At 30.7% G+C, this 15,784-nt stretch carries 16 protein-coding genes; 7 read left to right on the top strand and 9 right to left on the bottom strand.

The genetic code is table 11. The features are described from left to right. Positions 1-8: 8 nt before the first annotated feature. The 5 genes from AC0L4B_RS05885 to AC0L4B_RS05865 all read right to left on the bottom strand — a co-directional run bounded on the left by AC0L4B_RS05885 (position 9) and on the right by AC0L4B_RS05865 (position 2,193). Positions 9-776: a TatD family hydrolase gene (locus AC0L4B_RS05885; protein WP_473438961.1), complete on the bottom strand. Its 768-nt coding sequence runs from the start codon at positions 774-776 to the stop codon at positions 9-11. Positions 777-854: 78 nt separating this feature from the next. Then, a complete protein-coding gene (locus AC0L4B_RS05880) occupies positions 855-1,298 on the bottom strand; it encodes a tetratricopeptide repeat protein (RefSeq protein ID WP_473438960.1) in 444 nt (147 codons plus the stop codon). A 32-nt stretch (positions 1,299-1,330) separates the two neighbouring features. Continuing rightward, positions 1,331-1,609 carry a hypothetical protein gene (locus AC0L4B_RS05875; RefSeq protein ID WP_473438959.1) on the bottom strand — a complete coding sequence of 93 codons (279 nt, stop codon included), beginning with the start codon at positions 1,607-1,609 and terminating at the stop codon, positions 1,331-1,333. Between the two features lie 4 nt (positions 1,610-1,613). After that, on the bottom strand, positions 1,614-1,925 hold the full coding sequence (locus AC0L4B_RS05870) for a hypothetical protein (RefSeq protein WP_473438958.1): 312 nt from the start codon (positions 1,923-1,925) through the stop codon (positions 1,614-1,616). A gap of 19 nt (positions 1,926-1,944) precedes the next feature. Further along, the gene (locus tag AC0L4B_RS05865) at positions 1,945-2,193 is read right to left on the bottom strand and encodes an RNA polymerase sigma factor (protein WP_473438957.1); all 249 of its coding nucleotides are present in this window, start codon (positions 2,191-2,193) and stop codon (positions 1,945-1,947) included. Positions 2,194-2,309: 116 nt separating this feature from the next. Here AC0L4B_RS05865 and AC0L4B_RS05860 point away from each other — a divergent pair, with 116 nt between their 5' ends. The 6 genes from AC0L4B_RS05860 to AC0L4B_RS05835 all read left to right on the top strand — a co-directional run bounded on the left by AC0L4B_RS05860 (position 2,310) and on the right by AC0L4B_RS05835 (position 9,131). Beyond that, the gene (locus AC0L4B_RS05860; protein ID WP_473438956.1) at positions 2,310-3,296 is read left to right on the top strand and encodes a hypothetical protein; all 987 of its coding nucleotides are present in this window, start codon (positions 2,310-2,312) and stop codon (positions 3,294-3,296) included. A gap of 171 nt (positions 3,297-3,467) precedes the next feature. Continuing rightward, entirely contained in the window at positions 3,468-5,426 is a 1,959-nt protein-coding gene (locus tag AC0L4B_RS05855; protein WP_473438955.1) for a DUF7849 domain-containing protein, read from the top strand. Between the two features lie 9 nt (positions 5,427-5,435). Further along, the gene (locus AC0L4B_RS05850; protein WP_473438954.1) at positions 5,436-5,603 is read left to right on the top strand and encodes a hypothetical protein; all 168 of its coding nucleotides are present in this window, start codon (positions 5,436-5,438) and stop codon (positions 5,601-5,603) included. A gap of 359 nt (positions 5,604-5,962) precedes the next feature. After that, positions 5,963-7,987 (top strand): CHAT domain-containing protein, encoded by a 2,025-nt coding sequence (locus tag AC0L4B_RS05845; protein WP_473438953.1) that lies wholly within the window; start codon positions 5,963-5,965, stop codon positions 7,985-7,987. After that, positions 7,980-8,432, top strand: coding sequence for a retropepsin-like aspartic protease (locus tag AC0L4B_RS05840; RefSeq protein ID WP_473438952.1), 453 nt, complete (start codon positions 7,980-7,982; stop codon positions 8,430-8,432). Before AC0L4B_RS05845 ends, AC0L4B_RS05840 begins: the two co-directional genes overlap by 8 nt. A gap of 57 nt (positions 8,433-8,489) precedes the next feature. Continuing rightward, on the top strand, positions 8,490-9,131 hold the full coding sequence (locus tag AC0L4B_RS05835; protein ID WP_473438951.1) for a response regulator: 642 nt from the start codon (positions 8,490-8,492) through the stop codon (positions 9,129-9,131). A 1,258-nt stretch (positions 9,132-10,389) separates the two neighbouring features. Here AC0L4B_RS05835 and odhB read toward each other — a convergent pair. The 3 genes from odhB to AC0L4B_RS05820 are packed head-to-tail and all read right to left on the bottom strand — an operon-like array spanning position 10,390 to position 14,775. Continuing rightward, complete coding sequence (odhB, locus tag AC0L4B_RS05830; protein WP_473438950.1) at positions 10,390-11,604, bottom strand: 2-oxoglutarate dehydrogenase complex dihydrolipoyllysine-residue succinyltransferase; 1,215 nt, start codon at positions 11,602-11,604, stop codon at positions 10,390-10,392. Between the two features lie 34 nt (positions 11,605-11,638). Further along, a complete protein-coding gene (locus tag AC0L4B_RS05825; RefSeq protein ID WP_028289751.1) occupies positions 11,639-12,004 on the bottom strand; it encodes a DUF3887 domain-containing protein in 366 nt (121 codons plus the stop codon). Positions 12,005-12,015: 11 nt separating this feature from the next. After that, complete coding sequence (locus tag AC0L4B_RS05820; RefSeq protein ID WP_473438949.1) at positions 12,016-14,775, bottom strand: 2-oxoglutarate dehydrogenase E1 component; 2,760 nt, start codon at positions 14,773-14,775, stop codon at positions 12,016-12,018. A gap of 116 nt (positions 14,776-14,891) precedes the next feature. Between AC0L4B_RS05820 and AC0L4B_RS05815 the strand changes: the two genes are divergently transcribed. Further along, positions 14,892-15,437, top strand: coding sequence for an alpha-ketoglutarate decarboxylase (locus AC0L4B_RS05815; RefSeq protein ID WP_473438948.1), 546 nt, complete (start codon positions 14,892-14,894; stop codon positions 15,435-15,437). Here the strand turns inward: AC0L4B_RS05815 and AC0L4B_RS05810 are convergent. Further along, positions 15,434-15,784, bottom strand: a complete 351-nt coding sequence (locus tag AC0L4B_RS05810) for a hypothetical protein (RefSeq protein WP_473438947.1) — start codon at positions 15,782-15,784, stop codon at positions 15,434-15,436. The genes AC0L4B_RS05815 and AC0L4B_RS05810 overlap by 4 nt on opposite strands.

Here is a 15,784-nt window from a genome sequence, read left to right as displayed (position 1 = left end):
TTTTTTAGTTAAATACCAAAAACTTGCTTTGAATTTTCTGTTGTGATGTCTGCTATTGTTTGTTCTGTTGTTTGGTAAATTTCTGCTAATTTTTCAATTACCTTTATTATATAACTACTTTCGTTTCGTTTACCTCTAAAAGGTTTTGGTGCTAAATAAGGCGCATCTGTTTCTAAAACAATATGCTTTAATTCTATTTGATTTAAAAACTGATCTATTTTTCCGTTTTTAAAAGTTGCTACTCCACCAATACCTAATTTCATATTATAAGAAATGGCTTGATGGGCTTGCTCTAAACTTCCTGTAAAACAATGAAAAACACCGAATAGATCTTCACCTTTTTCTTCTTCTAAAATTTCAAAAACCTCATCAAAAGCCTCTCGACAATGGATTACTATTGGTAGTTGATGTTTTTTAGCCAATTGTATTTGATTTCTAAAGGCTTCTTGCTGAATGGCTAGAGTACTTTTATCCCAATATAAATCTATACCTATCTCTCCAACAGCATAAAATTTATGAGTGTTTAGCATGTCTGTTACATGTTGTAACTCGGTTTTGTAATTGTCCTTAACATGTGTTGGATGTAAACCCATCATTAAAAACACGTTTTCGGGATAGTCCTTTTCTAATTGTAACATACTTTTTGTATAGGTGCTATCAATTGCAGGTATAAATAATCTTGAAACGCCTGCTTCTAGAGTACGTTGCATCATTTGCTTTCTATCATCATCAAAAGCTTCGCTATATAAATGTGTATGTGTATCTGTAATAATCATGTGGCAAAAATAAAAAAGTCATCATGGTTATGATGACTTTTAGCTAAGTATTTTATGTCCTTATATAATCACTGATTTTTAATCTAATTTATTAAGCAAACGCTGTGCTTGATTATAATCATCAGACTCTTCTGAAATGGTTTTAAGTATAGCAATAGTAGCTTCTATATCATCTTGCTTTAACTTACTTAAAGCTAGGTACCACTTTGCTCTGTTTTTGTAGGCTGAGCTTCCTTGTGACATTGGGTTTAAAATAGTTTCAGCTTCAGCAAAATCATCTAATTCTATGTTAGTAATTGCGTAGTAAAAATTATACTCTATGTTATTAGGATCTTCCTCTAATAATTGTTTTAAATATAAATTAGCTTTATCAAATTGCTTACTATTAAAAGCTTTAGTGGTTTTAATTAACAACTCAACATTACTTGTTGTGCTTCTTACAGAAAAATCTATGGTTTGATGTGTATTATAATCTGAATATCTAACCTCTGAAACTAATTGATTATAAGCAAAAAAGCCCATTAACAAGACAACACTTGCTGCTATGGCATATTTTAAAATACTGATTTTTTTGCGCTTTTTTGATTTGATTGTGTTTCCTTTTCTTTATTAAAATATTGAAATGCAATGTTGTCTAAATTTGCTTTGAAATCTTTGGTTTTGCTCTCGTTTTTAATATCATGATTTAAGTAATCTGAAAAGTCCTGATAAATCGTAAAGGCTTTTTTAAATTCTGGGTCTGAATGTAATCTAGCTTCAAAATCAACTTGACCTTTACTGGATAAGTTACCTGATAAATAGTCTTCAAAAAGGATGTAATCTTGTTCTTGCATAACACTAATACTTAAGTTTATTAAAAGTTGGTGACTCTTGAACTAACTTGGTTAATTGACCTATGCAAAGCGATTTTTTCTTTCGTGCGTAAGCATAACTTATATCCAAACTTTTGGCAACTTCTTCCATAGATTTGGTTTTAAAAGTGGCTTTAAGTAAATCTTTACAGGCTATTCCTAGTTTTTGAAACATTTGATTAAATAAGGTTTGTTTGTTTTCAAAAACTGAAGTTTCAAAAGATAGTTCTTGTGCGTCATCATCCTTAGATAAAACCTCTTCGTTAATTGTTACCTGATTTTTATTGTTTTTTTTCAAATGGTTTAACCACTTGCGCTTACATAACAAAAAAATACGCATCAAATGGACAGGTTAATTGCAACTTTTTTTGACTGCCTTGATTGTAAATAGTAATTATTGTCTCTTGTATAATGTCTTGTGCACTTTGCGCATCTCCATTATTCTGTTTAATATAATTAACCACTTTTGGGGCAAATTTATCATAAATAGCCTGTATGATAAACGAGTTATTAGCTACTAATCCGTCTACATACTTCTGGTCTTCGTGTATTTTTTTATCACTCATAAACCCTTTGATTTCAACGAATTTAAAAAACTTTATTTAAAAAGGGTAACAATTATTTAATGGTTTTGATATAAGTATGTAACAGACAAAAACTTTTAATCATTAAACTATAAATTATGAAACATTTAAAAACAGTTTTAGGAGCCTTTTTTATCAGCACAATAGCATTTACAAGCTGTAACCCAAGCGATGATGGAGAAAATAACTTACAACAAAACAATATTGTGCCTGCAACTGAAGCACAATTTAAAAACATAAGGGATGAAGCCATTAGTAATCACACTCAAAACTTTATTTTTAATGCAGATGACGGTAACATAAGTTTAACCTCTGCTAATGGAGTACAAATAAATATTAATGGCAATTGCTTAACACTAAACGGAAGTCCAGTTACTGGTCAAGTAGATTTAGAATATATAGAATTGTTTGACAAAGGTAGCATGCTTACCACTAATAAACCAACAATGGGAACATTACCCAATGGAGACAAAAGCTTATTAATCTCTGGTGGTGAGTTTTTTATAGAAGCTACACAAAGCGGAAACCAATTAGCCACCAATTGTGGTCTTCAACTTATAATACCTGCTAGTCTAACTGGTGGAGCAGATCCATTAATGTCGCTTTGGGAAGGAGATATTGACACGGAAGACAACTTAACTTGGGACGAATTAGATGGTCCTGCACAAGAAGGAGAAGTGTTTGTAGAAGGCAATGAATATTATGGACTTTTACAAGGTTTTGGTTGGACTAACGTGGACCGTTTTTATAGCGACACAAGACCAAAAACAGAATTATTAGTACAAGCTCCTGATGGATACAATTTTTCAAATAGTGCTATTTATTTATCTTATGATGGTGAAGATTCTGGATTAGCAAATTTAGACACTTATAATTATTCAACTAATTTGTTTAGCGAACATTATGGACAAATCCCTATTGGGCTAGAATGTCACATTATTTTTGTAACCGAAGACAACGGAGTTTGGAGATACGCAATAAAACCAGTTACAATAGAAGCAAACAGTACTATATTATTTACATTACAAGAAACAACTGTTGGTACAGAAGCAACATTAACCGCTTTAATAAATAGTTTACCATAACCAATAACCTACTTAAATTTAAAAGTCAGAAATTAATTTTTCTGACTTTTTCACATATTAATCCTTTGCTAAAATCAACGTTTAATTTACTCAAACCTACCGTTAATAGATTAATAAACAAGCATCTATTATATTATCACTAAATTTAGTCTGCAATAATTAATAATTAACATGAAAAACCCTCTATTACTATTTGTCATTTTTTTATCCGCAACTAGTATTGCTCAAGAAGATATAGCTAATGATACTGTATCACGCATCGCTACTATACAACATAAAACTAATGGTAATCAAGTACAATTTAATGCAGATGCACCAACATTAAACCAAATAGCAGGAGCACCAAAAGCATTTTACACCAACTATTGGGAGTTTGGAGATGGTACCTATAGTAAAGAAAACGCACCAACAAAAACCTATAAAAACACTGGAGAATATCAAGTCAAACTTTGGGCTACTAATAATTACGACACTGGTAAACCTCCAACCGCAAGACCAAAAAAAATCAGAATAGATAAAACTGATAGTGACTACCAAGAACAGGCCTCTATGGATCAAGCTATTGACCTACAACGTAACAGAGAGCCTATACCAGAACAAGATATAGTTGTAATCTTTAAATATAAAAACACGAAAGACTATCCAACAAATGGAAAATTATATTTGTTTTATAATGAGCTAAAATATAATAATCCAAACTTTACAATCACAGATACAAGAACCCATCACAACGAAACTAAAATTGAAAACGATGATTTAGTGTACACCTCTAAACATAACAATACTTTGTATTACGCTTCCGCGGAAAACCAAAGCGTCCGTAATTATGTTACAACAATTGATTCAACAGAGAAATTAAACCTTCCGCTTACATTAGAAGAAGCCAAATCCACCTACAAAGATGTAAGCAAATTAAGTTTTGACAACATGCAACCTAACGAAGAACGTAATGTATTTTACACCTTACAGACCACACCAGAAATGCTTAAGGATACCAGTGCAATAATTTCGGTAAGAGGTGTGTATATTCCTGATAATAACTACGACAATCACAATGTTAAAGACATGGAAATGGAAATTGTAACCTCTCATGACCCAAACAAAATGTCTTCAAATGCCACTTTTTTAAACTATAGATTGGTACGATATAAAAAACCAAAATTTAAAATTAGATTTCAAAATAATGGTGAGGGACCAGCAACAACCATAAAACTAGAAACAGACATACCAGATATGTTTGACAAAACAACTATTGAAGTTTTAAATATGTATCCAAAAGTAAAAATTTGCCCAAAATATGAGGTTGCCTTTAGTTGCTTAGACACAACTTACACAGCAAAACAAGCCATCTTCACTTTTAAAAACATTTATCTTCCTGGTAGCGAACAGAAAAATGTCAAAGTTTACGATTCCACTAAAGGATTTGTGCAATACAGAATTAAGTTTGATAAGGATTTTCATAAAATAAAAACCAAATCACGTACAGCAATCATTTTTGATAAAAACGATCCCATAATCACCAATTATTCAACTACTAGGTTTTTACCAGGACTATCCATTGGTGTAAAAGCTGGTTACAATTCGTTTTCAGATTTGGATAATTCCAAGAGTTATTTTGTTGGTGCAACAATTTCACCTTACAAATCCTATAAATGGTATTGGCAAATAGAACTTTTAAATAGTTTTCATGAATATAATGGTCAAACCAATGTAACAAATACGTTTGTAGAAAACACTCCTGTTGGCTTTCCTTATTATGAACGTACAACAACAACTACAACTTATGACAATATAGATTGGGGAATACCAATATTGGCTAGATACAATATTAATAATTACATTGGTTTAGGCACTGGGTTACAAGGTATGTTATCTATAAGTGAAAAAAGTAAAAACACTACCACAACCGCATATTTTGAAGACGAAGCTGGCACATTTGCTGTACCTAATTTAGAAAGTACTAGTAATGAAAACAGTAAATCATCGTCATTTACCAATTTTAGAACAGGTGTATTACTAGAAGCTACAGCTGGTTTTGCTAGAATAGGACCAAGTGTTGGTGCACGTTATGTTTTTAGCTTTAAAGAAAACTATAATTACATGCAGTTTTATGCCATTTGGAAATTTTAATTTTTACTAATGAAGCATAGCCTTTTCATAATTATTTTTCTTGTTTTTGGTAGTACGCTATCACAAGATTTAGAAGAAGCTATTTATCAAGCAACCGAAACTTTTAATTCTAATAGAAGTCCTGCGACTTATTCAACACTTTTAAAAACAGAAAACGCTTTTAAAAAAACCTATTAACTAAAGACCACTATTTTGCCTACTTATTTTTACTAGTTAACAAAGCTAACTACTTAGATAATAACAATAAACAAACAGAAGCAATACAGGTTTACGAAGACGCTTTACAGCTATACAACACACAACAATTAAACACAATTTTTAAATATGATATTACAGAATATTGTTTAAAACCATTAGGTATTTTATACAATAAAATAGGAGATTATACCAATGCAGAAAATATCATTAAACATTATATTTTTCTAGCAGAAAAAGAAAAAAACAGCAAACATCGTATTAGTGGAGCCATAAATCTAGCGCAATTATATTATACTATTGGTAAATATCAAGCTGCTATTAAAATTGCTAAAGCTGGATTGCAACTTCCCTCTGTTTTAGATAGTCAAAAACAAAAATTAAATCGTATTATCGCTAATTGTTCTGTTAAAACTCAAAACATAAATAAGAGTAAAATTGTAAGCAGCAATTCTGATAATGAAATTAAGTATCAATTAGCCTTAAAAAATGAAGACTACAAACAAGCATTACAGTACTTTTTCTTAAAAAACACTTCTCTTAAAAAAGATAATATTTCGGTAAGGGATAAAGCTAAATTAAAGTTTGAAGAAGCTCAACTTCATTATAAATTAAACGATTTCAAAAATTCATCAAAACAACTACAACTAGCGTTAAAGACGTTAATACCCAATTACAATTCAAAAACACTTCCTAAACAAGAAGATTTATATGCCGAAAACACCTTTATTGACATATTTGATTTACTGGCAAGACTTCAAACCGATTACAAAAAAAGCTTATTGTGTTATGACCTTAGTTTTTATGTTTCTAATACATTAACTAAAAGTTTAACCTCTCAGGAAGCAAAATTAATGCACCTTACTAATAATAGGATACGTAGCGAATCTTGCATATCTCTATTATACAAACAATATACTTCAAGTAAAGACCCTACATTAATAGGTAAAGCCTTTAAGTATGCTGAAAAAAACAAAGCTTCAGTTTTAAAAGAAACTATAGCTAAAAAATCATTATTACAATTACACCCAAAAGATAGTTTATTAATACAAGAGCAAATCCAATTACAAAAACAAGATCACTTAACCAATCAGTTAATAAAAACTCGATACCAACAAGATGCTAAATTAATAAATAGTGTAAGACAAGATTTATTAGAGGTTAGTCAAACTTTAAAACAGTTAAATCATCAAATTAATCTAAAGTATTCAGATATAAATACACCTGGTGTTTCAATTAAAAAACTACAGCAAAAACTGGCAGAAGACCAAGCTGTTTTAATCGAATATTTTTATGGCGAAACAGCTATATTTCAGTTTAAAATTTCTGCAAAAACGACAACTATTTTTAAAATTGAAAAAACTCCTGATTTTGAAACTGCTATAGCCAATTACATTAATTATTTTGACAATTCTTCCAACATAAACAATAATATTACTAAATACACTACTGATGCTTATCGCTTATATCAATTGTTAGGATTTAATCATGTCAAAGGGCAATCTAATGTCATTGTAATTCCAGATAGTTTTTTAAATTTCATCCCTTTTGAAACTCTTTTAACACAGCAGACATCTACGCAAAGCTTTTCCCAAATGCCTTTTGTAGCCAAAGAACAAATATTAGCCTATAACACAAGTGCTTTATTTTACGTAAATCAAAATCCTTTCACATATAGTGATAAAGTCTTAGGTGTATTTCCTGTTTTTGAAAACACAAACGCAGTATTAACACACTCTTTAAAAGAAGCAGAAAGTATCAAAAAAAATAGTAATGCCAAGTTTTTAATGTACAATAGCGCAACTAAAAATAATGCTTTAAAACAAGCAAAAAATTATGGTGTCTTACATTTATCCACACATGCCAATAGCGGAACTTTTACAATACCTGCTAATATAGATTTTATTGACCAAAAATTATTTTTAAACGAATTATATAGCCTTAATTTAAACAACAATTTAGTAGTTTTAAGTGCTTGCGAGACTGGTATTGGTAGATTACACAAAGGTGAGGGAAGCATGAATTTACCAAGAGGTTTTCAATATGCTGGAATAGAAAATATTTTATTTTCATTATGGAAAATTAATGATTTATCTACCTCTCAAGTCATGGCTTCTTTTTATAAACATTATAAATCAACGCAATCTGTATTTGTAGCTAATCATTTATCAAAAATAGATTACCTAAATAATAAAACCATTTCCAACATTAAGAAATCACCATATTACTGGAGTCCGTTTATATATTATGGAGCAGCTACAGCAAAAAACAACACTTATAATTTAAATTATGTCCTTTTTACTTTTGTTGGTATAGCAATTGCTTTACTTTTATACTTTGTAATACGAAAAAAGATAAATGGATAATAGTTTAAAGGATTTTTTATTTGATAAGGGTTACACCAGAGTCAAATTAAAATTAACAAAAACCAACCATTTTGAAGTTAAAGCTTCTATAAACGGAATTAAAGGTTTTTTTATTTTAGATACAGGAGCTTCAAACAGTTGTGTTGGATTTGAAGCCAATCAAAAATTTATCCTTAAAAAGGTAAAAGACTCTAAAATATTAGCAGCTGGAGCTGGAGCTACAGACATGCTAACTCAAGTATCCAAAAATAACACGATAAAGATTGGTAAAGTAAAAATTAATAAACTAGCTTTAGTCTTATTTGACTTAAGCCATGTCAACCTTGCGCTATCAAATCACAACGCACAAACTGTTGATGGTATAATTGGAGCAGATATTTTGAAAAAAGTAAAAGCTATAATAGATTACGAAAAAAAGTATTTGTATTTAAAAAAATTAGTCTAAGATGTTAGTTTTTTATAATTTTAATACGCTAAATCAACTCCCAAAAAACTAAAAAAAATGAGTGTTTCCATTGTCATCGCAGATGACCATCCTTTAATGCTACGAGGTTTATCAGACTTTATTACTTCTAAAGGTTTTAATATTATAGGAAGTGCAGAAGATGGCCAAACAGCTTATAACTTAATTGTAAAATTAAAACCAGACGTTGCATTATTAGATATAAGAATGCCAAAAATGACTGGTTTAGAGGTTGCTGAAGCTTGTTTTAAAAACGAATTAGAAACCAAAATCATTCTAATTACCTTTGATAATGAAGAGCATTTATTTGATAAGGCTAGAGCTTACAATGTGTATGGTTACATTTTAAAAGAGTTTGCGGTTGAAGAGATTGAAACCTGCATAGCAAATGTTATTAAAGGAGAACCCTATTTTAGTGAAGAAATAGCATCCTATTTAAACTCTAAAGTAACTTATAGTAGTGACTCTTTATTAGAAAAGCTAACACCAACAGAAATTAAAGTAGTAAAGCTTTTAGCCGAAAAACTAAGCACTACTGATATTTCAAAACAACTAATGAGCTCTCCTAGAACCATTGAAAAACATAGAAGTAATATTGTTAAAAAACTAGAACTTAAAAGGTCTCATAACGAACTAATGTTATGGGCTAATCTTAATAAAGATATTATTAAAAATACGTAGTTCTACGTATTTCATAAGTCCAAAATTGATTATACCTTTACAGTGGTTATTAATCAATTTTGGGAGAATTGATAAGGCTCTAAAACAGTTTACTGTTCTTAGGGCTTTTTTTGATACCTAATTACTATAAATATACGTAGTTCTACGTATTTCATATCTCACTCATAATCAGTATCTTTACAATGCTGAATAATCAATTTATGAGAGAATTGATAAAAGCTCTGAAACGGTTTACTGTTTTGGAGCTTTTTTTGATACCTAGTTGATATAAATATACGTAGTTCTACGTATTTCATATTTCTAATATTCACGTTACCTTTACAGTGCTATTAATCAATTTTGGGAGAATTGATAAAGCTCTGAAACAGTTTACTGTTTTGGAGCTTTTTTTGATACCTAGTTGATATAAATATACGTAGTTCTACGTATTTCATATCTCTAATATTCACGTTACCTTTACAGTGCTATTAATCAATTTTGGGAGAATTGATAAAGCTCTGAAACAGTTTACTGTTTTGGAGCTTTTTTTTGATACCTAGTTGATATAAATATACGTAGTTCTACGTATTTCATATCTCTAATATTCACGTTACCTTTACAGTGCTATTAATCAATTTTGGGAGAATTGATAAAGCTCTGAAACGGTTTACTGTTTTGGAGCTTTTTTTTGATACCTAGTTGATATAAATATACGTAGTTCTACGTATTTCATATCTCTAATATTCACGTTACCTTTACAGTGCTATTAATCAATTTTGGGAGAATTGATAAAGCTCTGAAACGGTTTACTGTTTTGGAGCTTTTTTTTGATATCTACTACAAAAAATACGTAGTTATACGTATTTCACATCTCTAATATTCACTTTACCTTTACAGTGTGCTATTAATCAATTTGGGAGAATTGATAAAGCTCTGAAACGGTTTACTGTTTTGGAGCTTTTTTTGATATCTACTACAAAAAATACGTAGTTATACGTATTTTATATATCCCTAACAATCAATACCTTTACCATGCTATTAATTAGTTCTTAGGGAGAATTATTTAAACAAAACTCTGTACTGTAATGGTACAGAGTTTTAACTAAAACAAGTATGTAAACATGATGGATTTAGAAAAAAGAACAAAAGAACAGAATACAATTATAATTGCCTGTATTACAATACTAACTATTGTTATTGTAGCATTTAATATTTTTATCTTTTTCAAATAAAAAAAGGGAGCAATTAGATTGCTCCCTTTTTTTATTTATTAGAATTATTATAATTCTAATGCTTTTTTAATGTCGTTATTCATTAATAACTCAGTTGGGTTTTCTAAAGCCTCTTTAACAGCTACTAAAAAGCCTACACTTTCTTTACCATCAATTATTCTATGATCATAAGATAACGCAACATACATCATTGGATGTATTTCGACTTTACCATTTACAGCTATTGGTCTTTCAATAATATTATGCATACCTAAAATACCACTTTGAGGTGGATTAATAATAGGTGTAGACAACATACTACCAAATACTCCTCCATTTGTAATTGTAAATGTACCTCCTGTCATTTCATCTACAGTAATTTGACCATCTCTAGCTCTTAATGCTAAACGTTTAACTTCAGATTCAACACCTCTAAAAGTTAAGTTTTCAGCATTTCTAATAACTGGTACCATTAATCCTTTTGGACCTGATACTGCAATACTAATGTCTACAAAGTCAAAGCTTTTCATTTCTTTACCATCAATCATTGAGTTTACTGCAGGATACATTTGTAATGCACGAACAACTGCCAATGAGAAGAAAGACATAAAACCTAAGCTTACACCATGCTTAGCTTTAAAAGTTTCTTTATATTCTTTTCTTAGTTCAAATATAGGAGCCATATCCACTTCGTTAAAAGTAGTTAGCATAGCTGTTGTATTCTTAGCTTCTACTAAACGTTCTGCTACTTTACGTCGTAACATTGACATTTTTGTATTTGAAGATCCGCGATTTCCTCCTGTTGGAGTTCCCATAGACGGTACAGCTTTTACAGCATCCTCTTTTGTAATACGTCCATCTTTACCAGAACCTTGAATGGTTGAAGCTTGAATATTTTTTTCAGCTAAAATCTTTTTTGCTGCAGGACTAGCAGTACCTGATGCATAAGTATCTGCTTTTGGAGCGTCTACTTTGGCTTCTGCTTTTGGAGCTTCAGTTTCTGTTTTATCTTCTTTTTCTGTTGCCTCTCCTCCTTCTGGAGCTTCAGCACTTGTATCAATTAAACACACTACTTGGCCAACTGCCACAGCATCTCCTTCTTCCGCTTTAAGCGTAATAATTCCGCTTGCTTCTGCAGGTAATTCTAAAGTTGCTTTATCACTATCTACTTCAGCAATTGCTTGGTCTTTTTCTACATAATCACCATCTTGAACTAACCATTCTGCTATTTCAACTTCTGTGATAGATTCGCCTGGAGAAGGCACTTTCATTTCTAAAATCATCGTAATGTAATTTTATTTTGTTGTGTTAATTTTATTAGTTGATTGAATTTATTTCTAAAAATTCAAGTTTGTTATCTGTTCCTGCTTTGAAATACGCATTATAAACTCCGTTTTCAAAAACCATTGTATAGTTATTTCCAGATCTAACAGTATCTACATATTCTATTGATTTCATTTTACCTAAAGCATTCATTTTTAATTGATCCTTGAAGTAAGCTTTGGTTTTTTCTAATGTTAAAACCTTTTTGAAATCGCTGTTAAACATACTATAAATACCATCTACATCTCCATTATTATAATGTTTTTGAAAAGTTGACGCTATAGTTTTAGAAGTTTGACTTTCTTGAGCGAAGCCTATTGTTGAAACTAATAATGCTAGTATAAAAAGTATTTTTTTCATAATGGAAATATTTAATTACGTTGGTTATTTTTTGACTTGTCAAATACAAAATCGATAACTTCTTTATGACGTTTTTTAGATCTTACGGAACTACCAGCTGCTGGTGCACCATAAGGTCTTCTAGAGGCCAATCTAAATGTTTTGGCTTCGTCTAAATGCATTAACATATGTGCATAAGCTCCCATGTTTCTTGGTTCTTCTTGTGCCCAAACGACATCTTCAACATCTTTGTATTTGTCTAATATATTTTTTATATCCTGTGTTGGTAATGGAAATAATTGTTCTATTCTAATAATAGCAACATCATCTCGATCTAACTTACTACGCTCTTCATCTAAATCGTAATAAAACTTACCTGTTAAAAACACTAATGTTTTAACCTTATCTGTTTTTACTTGTGCATCATCAATTACAGTTTGAAAACTTCCGTTAGCAAACTCTTCTACTGTACTTACACATTTAGGATGACGCAATAAGCTTTTTGGTGTAAACACTATTAATGGTTTACGGTATTTAGATTTCACTTGACGTCTTAATAAATGAAATATGTTTGCAGGAGTTGTACAATCTGCAACAAACATATTGTCTTTAGCACATAATTGTAGGTAACGTTCCATGCGTGCTGATGAGTGCTCTGCTCCTTGACCTTCATAACCATGAGGTAATAACATGACTAACCCATTTTGAGTTTTCCATTTATCTTCACCTGCAGAAATGTATTGGTCTAACATGATTTGCGCACCATTACTAAAGTCTCCAAATTGTGCTTCCCAAATGGTTAATGTATTTGGACTTGCCATAGCGTAACCATAATCAAAACCGACTACTCCATACTCTGAAAGTAATGAATTAAAGATATGAAATTGACCTTGAGTATCACTAATTTGGTTTAATAATAAAATTTCTTCTTCACTATCTTCTACCTTTACAACTGCATGTCTATGAGAAAAAGTACCACGCTCTACATCTTGTCCAGACATACGCACATTATAACCTTCTTCTAATAAAGTACCATAAGCTAAATGCTCTGCCATAGCCCAATCTAATCTATTTTCGTCAAACATTTTTTGACGCTCATTTATTAGACGCTCTATTTTTCTGATAAACTTTTTATCTTTTGGTAAGTTAGATATTACTTTAGTAATTGCTTTTAATTTATCTGTAGAAGTTGTTGTGTCAACAGGTTGCATCATAACAGTTTCATCAACTTGTGTAAATGCTTTCCATTGTTCTTCCATAAACGGAGTGATTACCGTTTTATCTTCTTTACGAGAATCTTCTAACTTTTCTTCTAAGCTAGATTTATAATCTTTTTCTAATTGTTTAACATGACCTTTATCAATAATACCTTCTGATATTAATTTTTCAGCATAGATATCTCTTGGGTTAGCATGTTTAGCAATTGCTTTATACAATTTAGGTTGCGTAAACCTAGGTTCATCACCTTCATTATGACCATATTTTCTATAACCTAATAGGTCAATAAATACGTCACGCTTAAAATTCATTCTAAAATCTAAAGCAAATAACATAGCGTGTACAACAGCTTCTGCATCATCTGCATTGACGTGTAATACTGGAGATAATGTTACTTTACCTATATCTGTACAATACGTACTTGATCTTGCATCTAAATAGTTAGTTGTAAATCCAACTTGATTATTTACTACAACGTGTATTGTACCATTGGTTTTATAACCATCTAACTGAGCCATTTGCACGACCTCGTAAACCAATCCTTGACCAGCTATTGCAGCATCACCATGCACTACAATTGGTAACACTTTACTAAAGTCGTCGCTATAAAAGTTATCTTGTTTTGCTCTAACAATACCTTCTACTACTGCTCCAACAGTCTCTAAGTGAGATGGGTTTGGTGCAATACTTAAGTTTATTTTTTTACCTGTATTGGTTTCTCTATTACTAGTCCAACCTAAATGGTATTTTACATCTCCATCAAAGACTTCTTGCTCGTAATCTTTACCATCAAACTCGCTAAAAATATCTTTTGCAGATTTACCAAAAATATTTGTAAGTGTACTTAAACGACCTCTGTGTGCCATACCCATTACAAATTCTTTAACACCAAGTTCTGCAGCTTTTTCAATAACTGCATCTAGTCCAGGAATTAAAGATTCTCCTCCTTCTAGAGAAAAACGTTTTTGTCCTACATATTTAGTATGTAAAAAACTTTCAAACGATACTGCTTCATTTAATTTTTTAAGGATATGCTTTTTTTGCTCTCCTGAAAAATTAGGTTGGTTATCGTTAATATTTAATTTACTCTGAATCCATTGTATTTCATCAGGTTTTCTAATATACATATACTCCACACCTATCGCATCACAATAAATGCTATTAAGATGTTTTAGTATTTCGCGTAAAGTTTGTGCACCAATACCAAGTATATCTCCAGCATTAAAGCTTGTGTCAAGATCTGCATCTGATAACCCAAAATTTTCTAATGCTAAAGTTGGCTCGTATTTTCTACGATCTCTAACAGGATTGGTTTTTGTAAATAAATGCCCTCTGTTACGATAACCATCTATTAATTTTACTACTTGAAATTCTTTCTGAACATGTTCTGGTATTTGACTGGAAACATTTTCAGTTAGTGCTCCATCTTCAGTATAGCTTTCAGAACCAAAGTCATAACCTTGAAAAAAGGCTCTCCAACTAGGCTCAACTGAGTCAGGATTTTTTAAGTATTGTTCGTATAAGTCAGCAAAGTATGCTGTATGTGCTGCGTTTAAAAAGGAGTATTTATCCATTATTTTCTTTAAGACGTGTTCGCTTCAACAAAATTTTATCAAAAATACAACATTTACCAAAAATAAAGATGCTTTTATTATATTTATAACGTTGAAAAATTTCTAAATTAATTATTATGAAAATTAAATCGATTAAACTTCCTAAAATTATTGTTTTATCAGTAATTGCATGTTTTTTATCAACTTTCACTAATGCACAAGACAATTTACCTCAGCAAAAAAGTGATTTTTGGAAAAACGTACGTTTTGGAGGTGGATTAGGTTTAAGTACTGGAAGTGATTTTTTTAGTGCCACTCTAGCACCAAGTGCTATTTATCAATTTAACAATAGTTTTGCTTTGGGTGTTGGTCTTAACGGAACATACAACAAAAGTAAAAACGTCTACAAATCAACTATTTTAGGAGGTAGTATCATGGGTTTATTTAACCCTATAGAAGAGATACAGCTTTCTACAGAGTTTGAACAACTTAATGTTAACCAACAATTTGAGGGTGCTTTTGCTGAAAATGCAGATAGAAACTATTGGGTACCTGCTTTATTTATTGGTGCTGGTTACAGAACTAACAACGTGACGTTTGGTGTTAGATATGATTTACTTTATGATGAAACTGACAGTGTTTACGCTAATGCTTTTGTTCCTTTTGTTAGAGTTTTCTTTTAAGAATATTTTTGTCTAAACCACACTTTTTGCCATTCTCGTTTTAAGATTAAAAACGAAACGTCTTCAGACAGTTGCAATGTATCACTACCATCTAACTTTTTAATCACGTCTTCTGACACATCTATTATATAAAGCAAGTTAAGATACTCGGCAAACTTTTCTTGAATCAGTTTATAAACCGTTTCATGTAGCATTAACTTTAAACTTGCTGGCAATATATCCTGACTAAAATCTAAATCTATATTAGCATACAAAAAATCTTTATTTAATTGTTGTACTAATTTTTGATACAGATTTTGTGTGTTTGCCTGCTCTATTAATTGGTTAAAATCTGATGGTAAATCCAT

Source organism: Olleya sp. NP1-10 (assembly GCF_055804415.1).
Note: the sequence above shows the minus strand (reverse complement) of the source record. Positions and strands in the feature narration are given on the sequence as shown.

Coding starts and splice junctions, on each gene's coding strand:
- AC0L4B_RS05885 (WP_473438961.1), bottom strand. CDS start 776: ATGATTATTACAGATACACATACACATTTATATAGCGAAGCTTTTGAT.
- AC0L4B_RS05880 (WP_473438960.1), bottom strand. CDS start 1,298: ATGGGCTTTTTTGCTTATAATCAATTAGTTTCAGAGGTTAGATATTCA.
- AC0L4B_RS05875 (WP_473438959.1), bottom strand. CDS start 1,609: ATGCAAGAACAAGATTACATCCTTTTTGAAGACTATTTATCAGGTAAC.
- AC0L4B_RS05865 (WP_473438957.1), bottom strand. CDS start 2,193: ATGAGTGATAAAAAAATACACGAAGACCAGAAGTATGTAGACGGATTA.
- AC0L4B_RS05860 (WP_473438956.1), top strand. CDS start 2,310: ATGAAACATTTAAAAACAGTTTTAGGAGCCTTTTTTATCAGCACAATA.
- AC0L4B_RS05855 (WP_473438955.1), top strand. CDS start 3,468: ATGAAAAACCCTCTATTACTATTTGTCATTTTTTTATCCGCAACTAGT.
- AC0L4B_RS05850 (WP_473438954.1), top strand. CDS start 5,436: ATGAAGCATAGCCTTTTCATAATTATTTTTCTTGTTTTTGGTAGTACG.
- AC0L4B_RS05840 (WP_473438952.1), top strand. CDS start 7,980: ATGGATAATAGTTTAAAGGATTTTTTATTTGATAAGGGTTACACCAGA.
- AC0L4B_RS05835 (WP_473438951.1), top strand. CDS start 8,490: ATGAGTGTTTCCATTGTCATCGCAGATGACCATCCTTTAATGCTACGA.
- odhB (WP_473438950.1), bottom strand. CDS start 11,604: ATGATTTTAGAAATGAAAGTGCCTTCTCCAGGCGAATCTATCACAGAA.
- AC0L4B_RS05825 (WP_028289751.1), bottom strand. CDS start 12,004: ATGAAAAAAATACTTTTTATACTAGCATTATTAGTTTCAACAATAGGC.
- AC0L4B_RS05820 (WP_473438949.1), bottom strand. CDS start 14,775: ATGGATAAATACTCCTTTTTAAACGCAGCACATACAGCATACTTTGCT.
- AC0L4B_RS05815 (WP_473438948.1), top strand. CDS start 14,892: ATGAAAATTAAATCGATTAAACTTCCTAAAATTATTGTTTTATCAGTA.
- AC0L4B_RS05810 (WP_473438947.1), bottom strand. CDS start 15,784: ATGGATTTACCATCAGATTTTAACCAATTAATAGAGCAGGCAAACACA.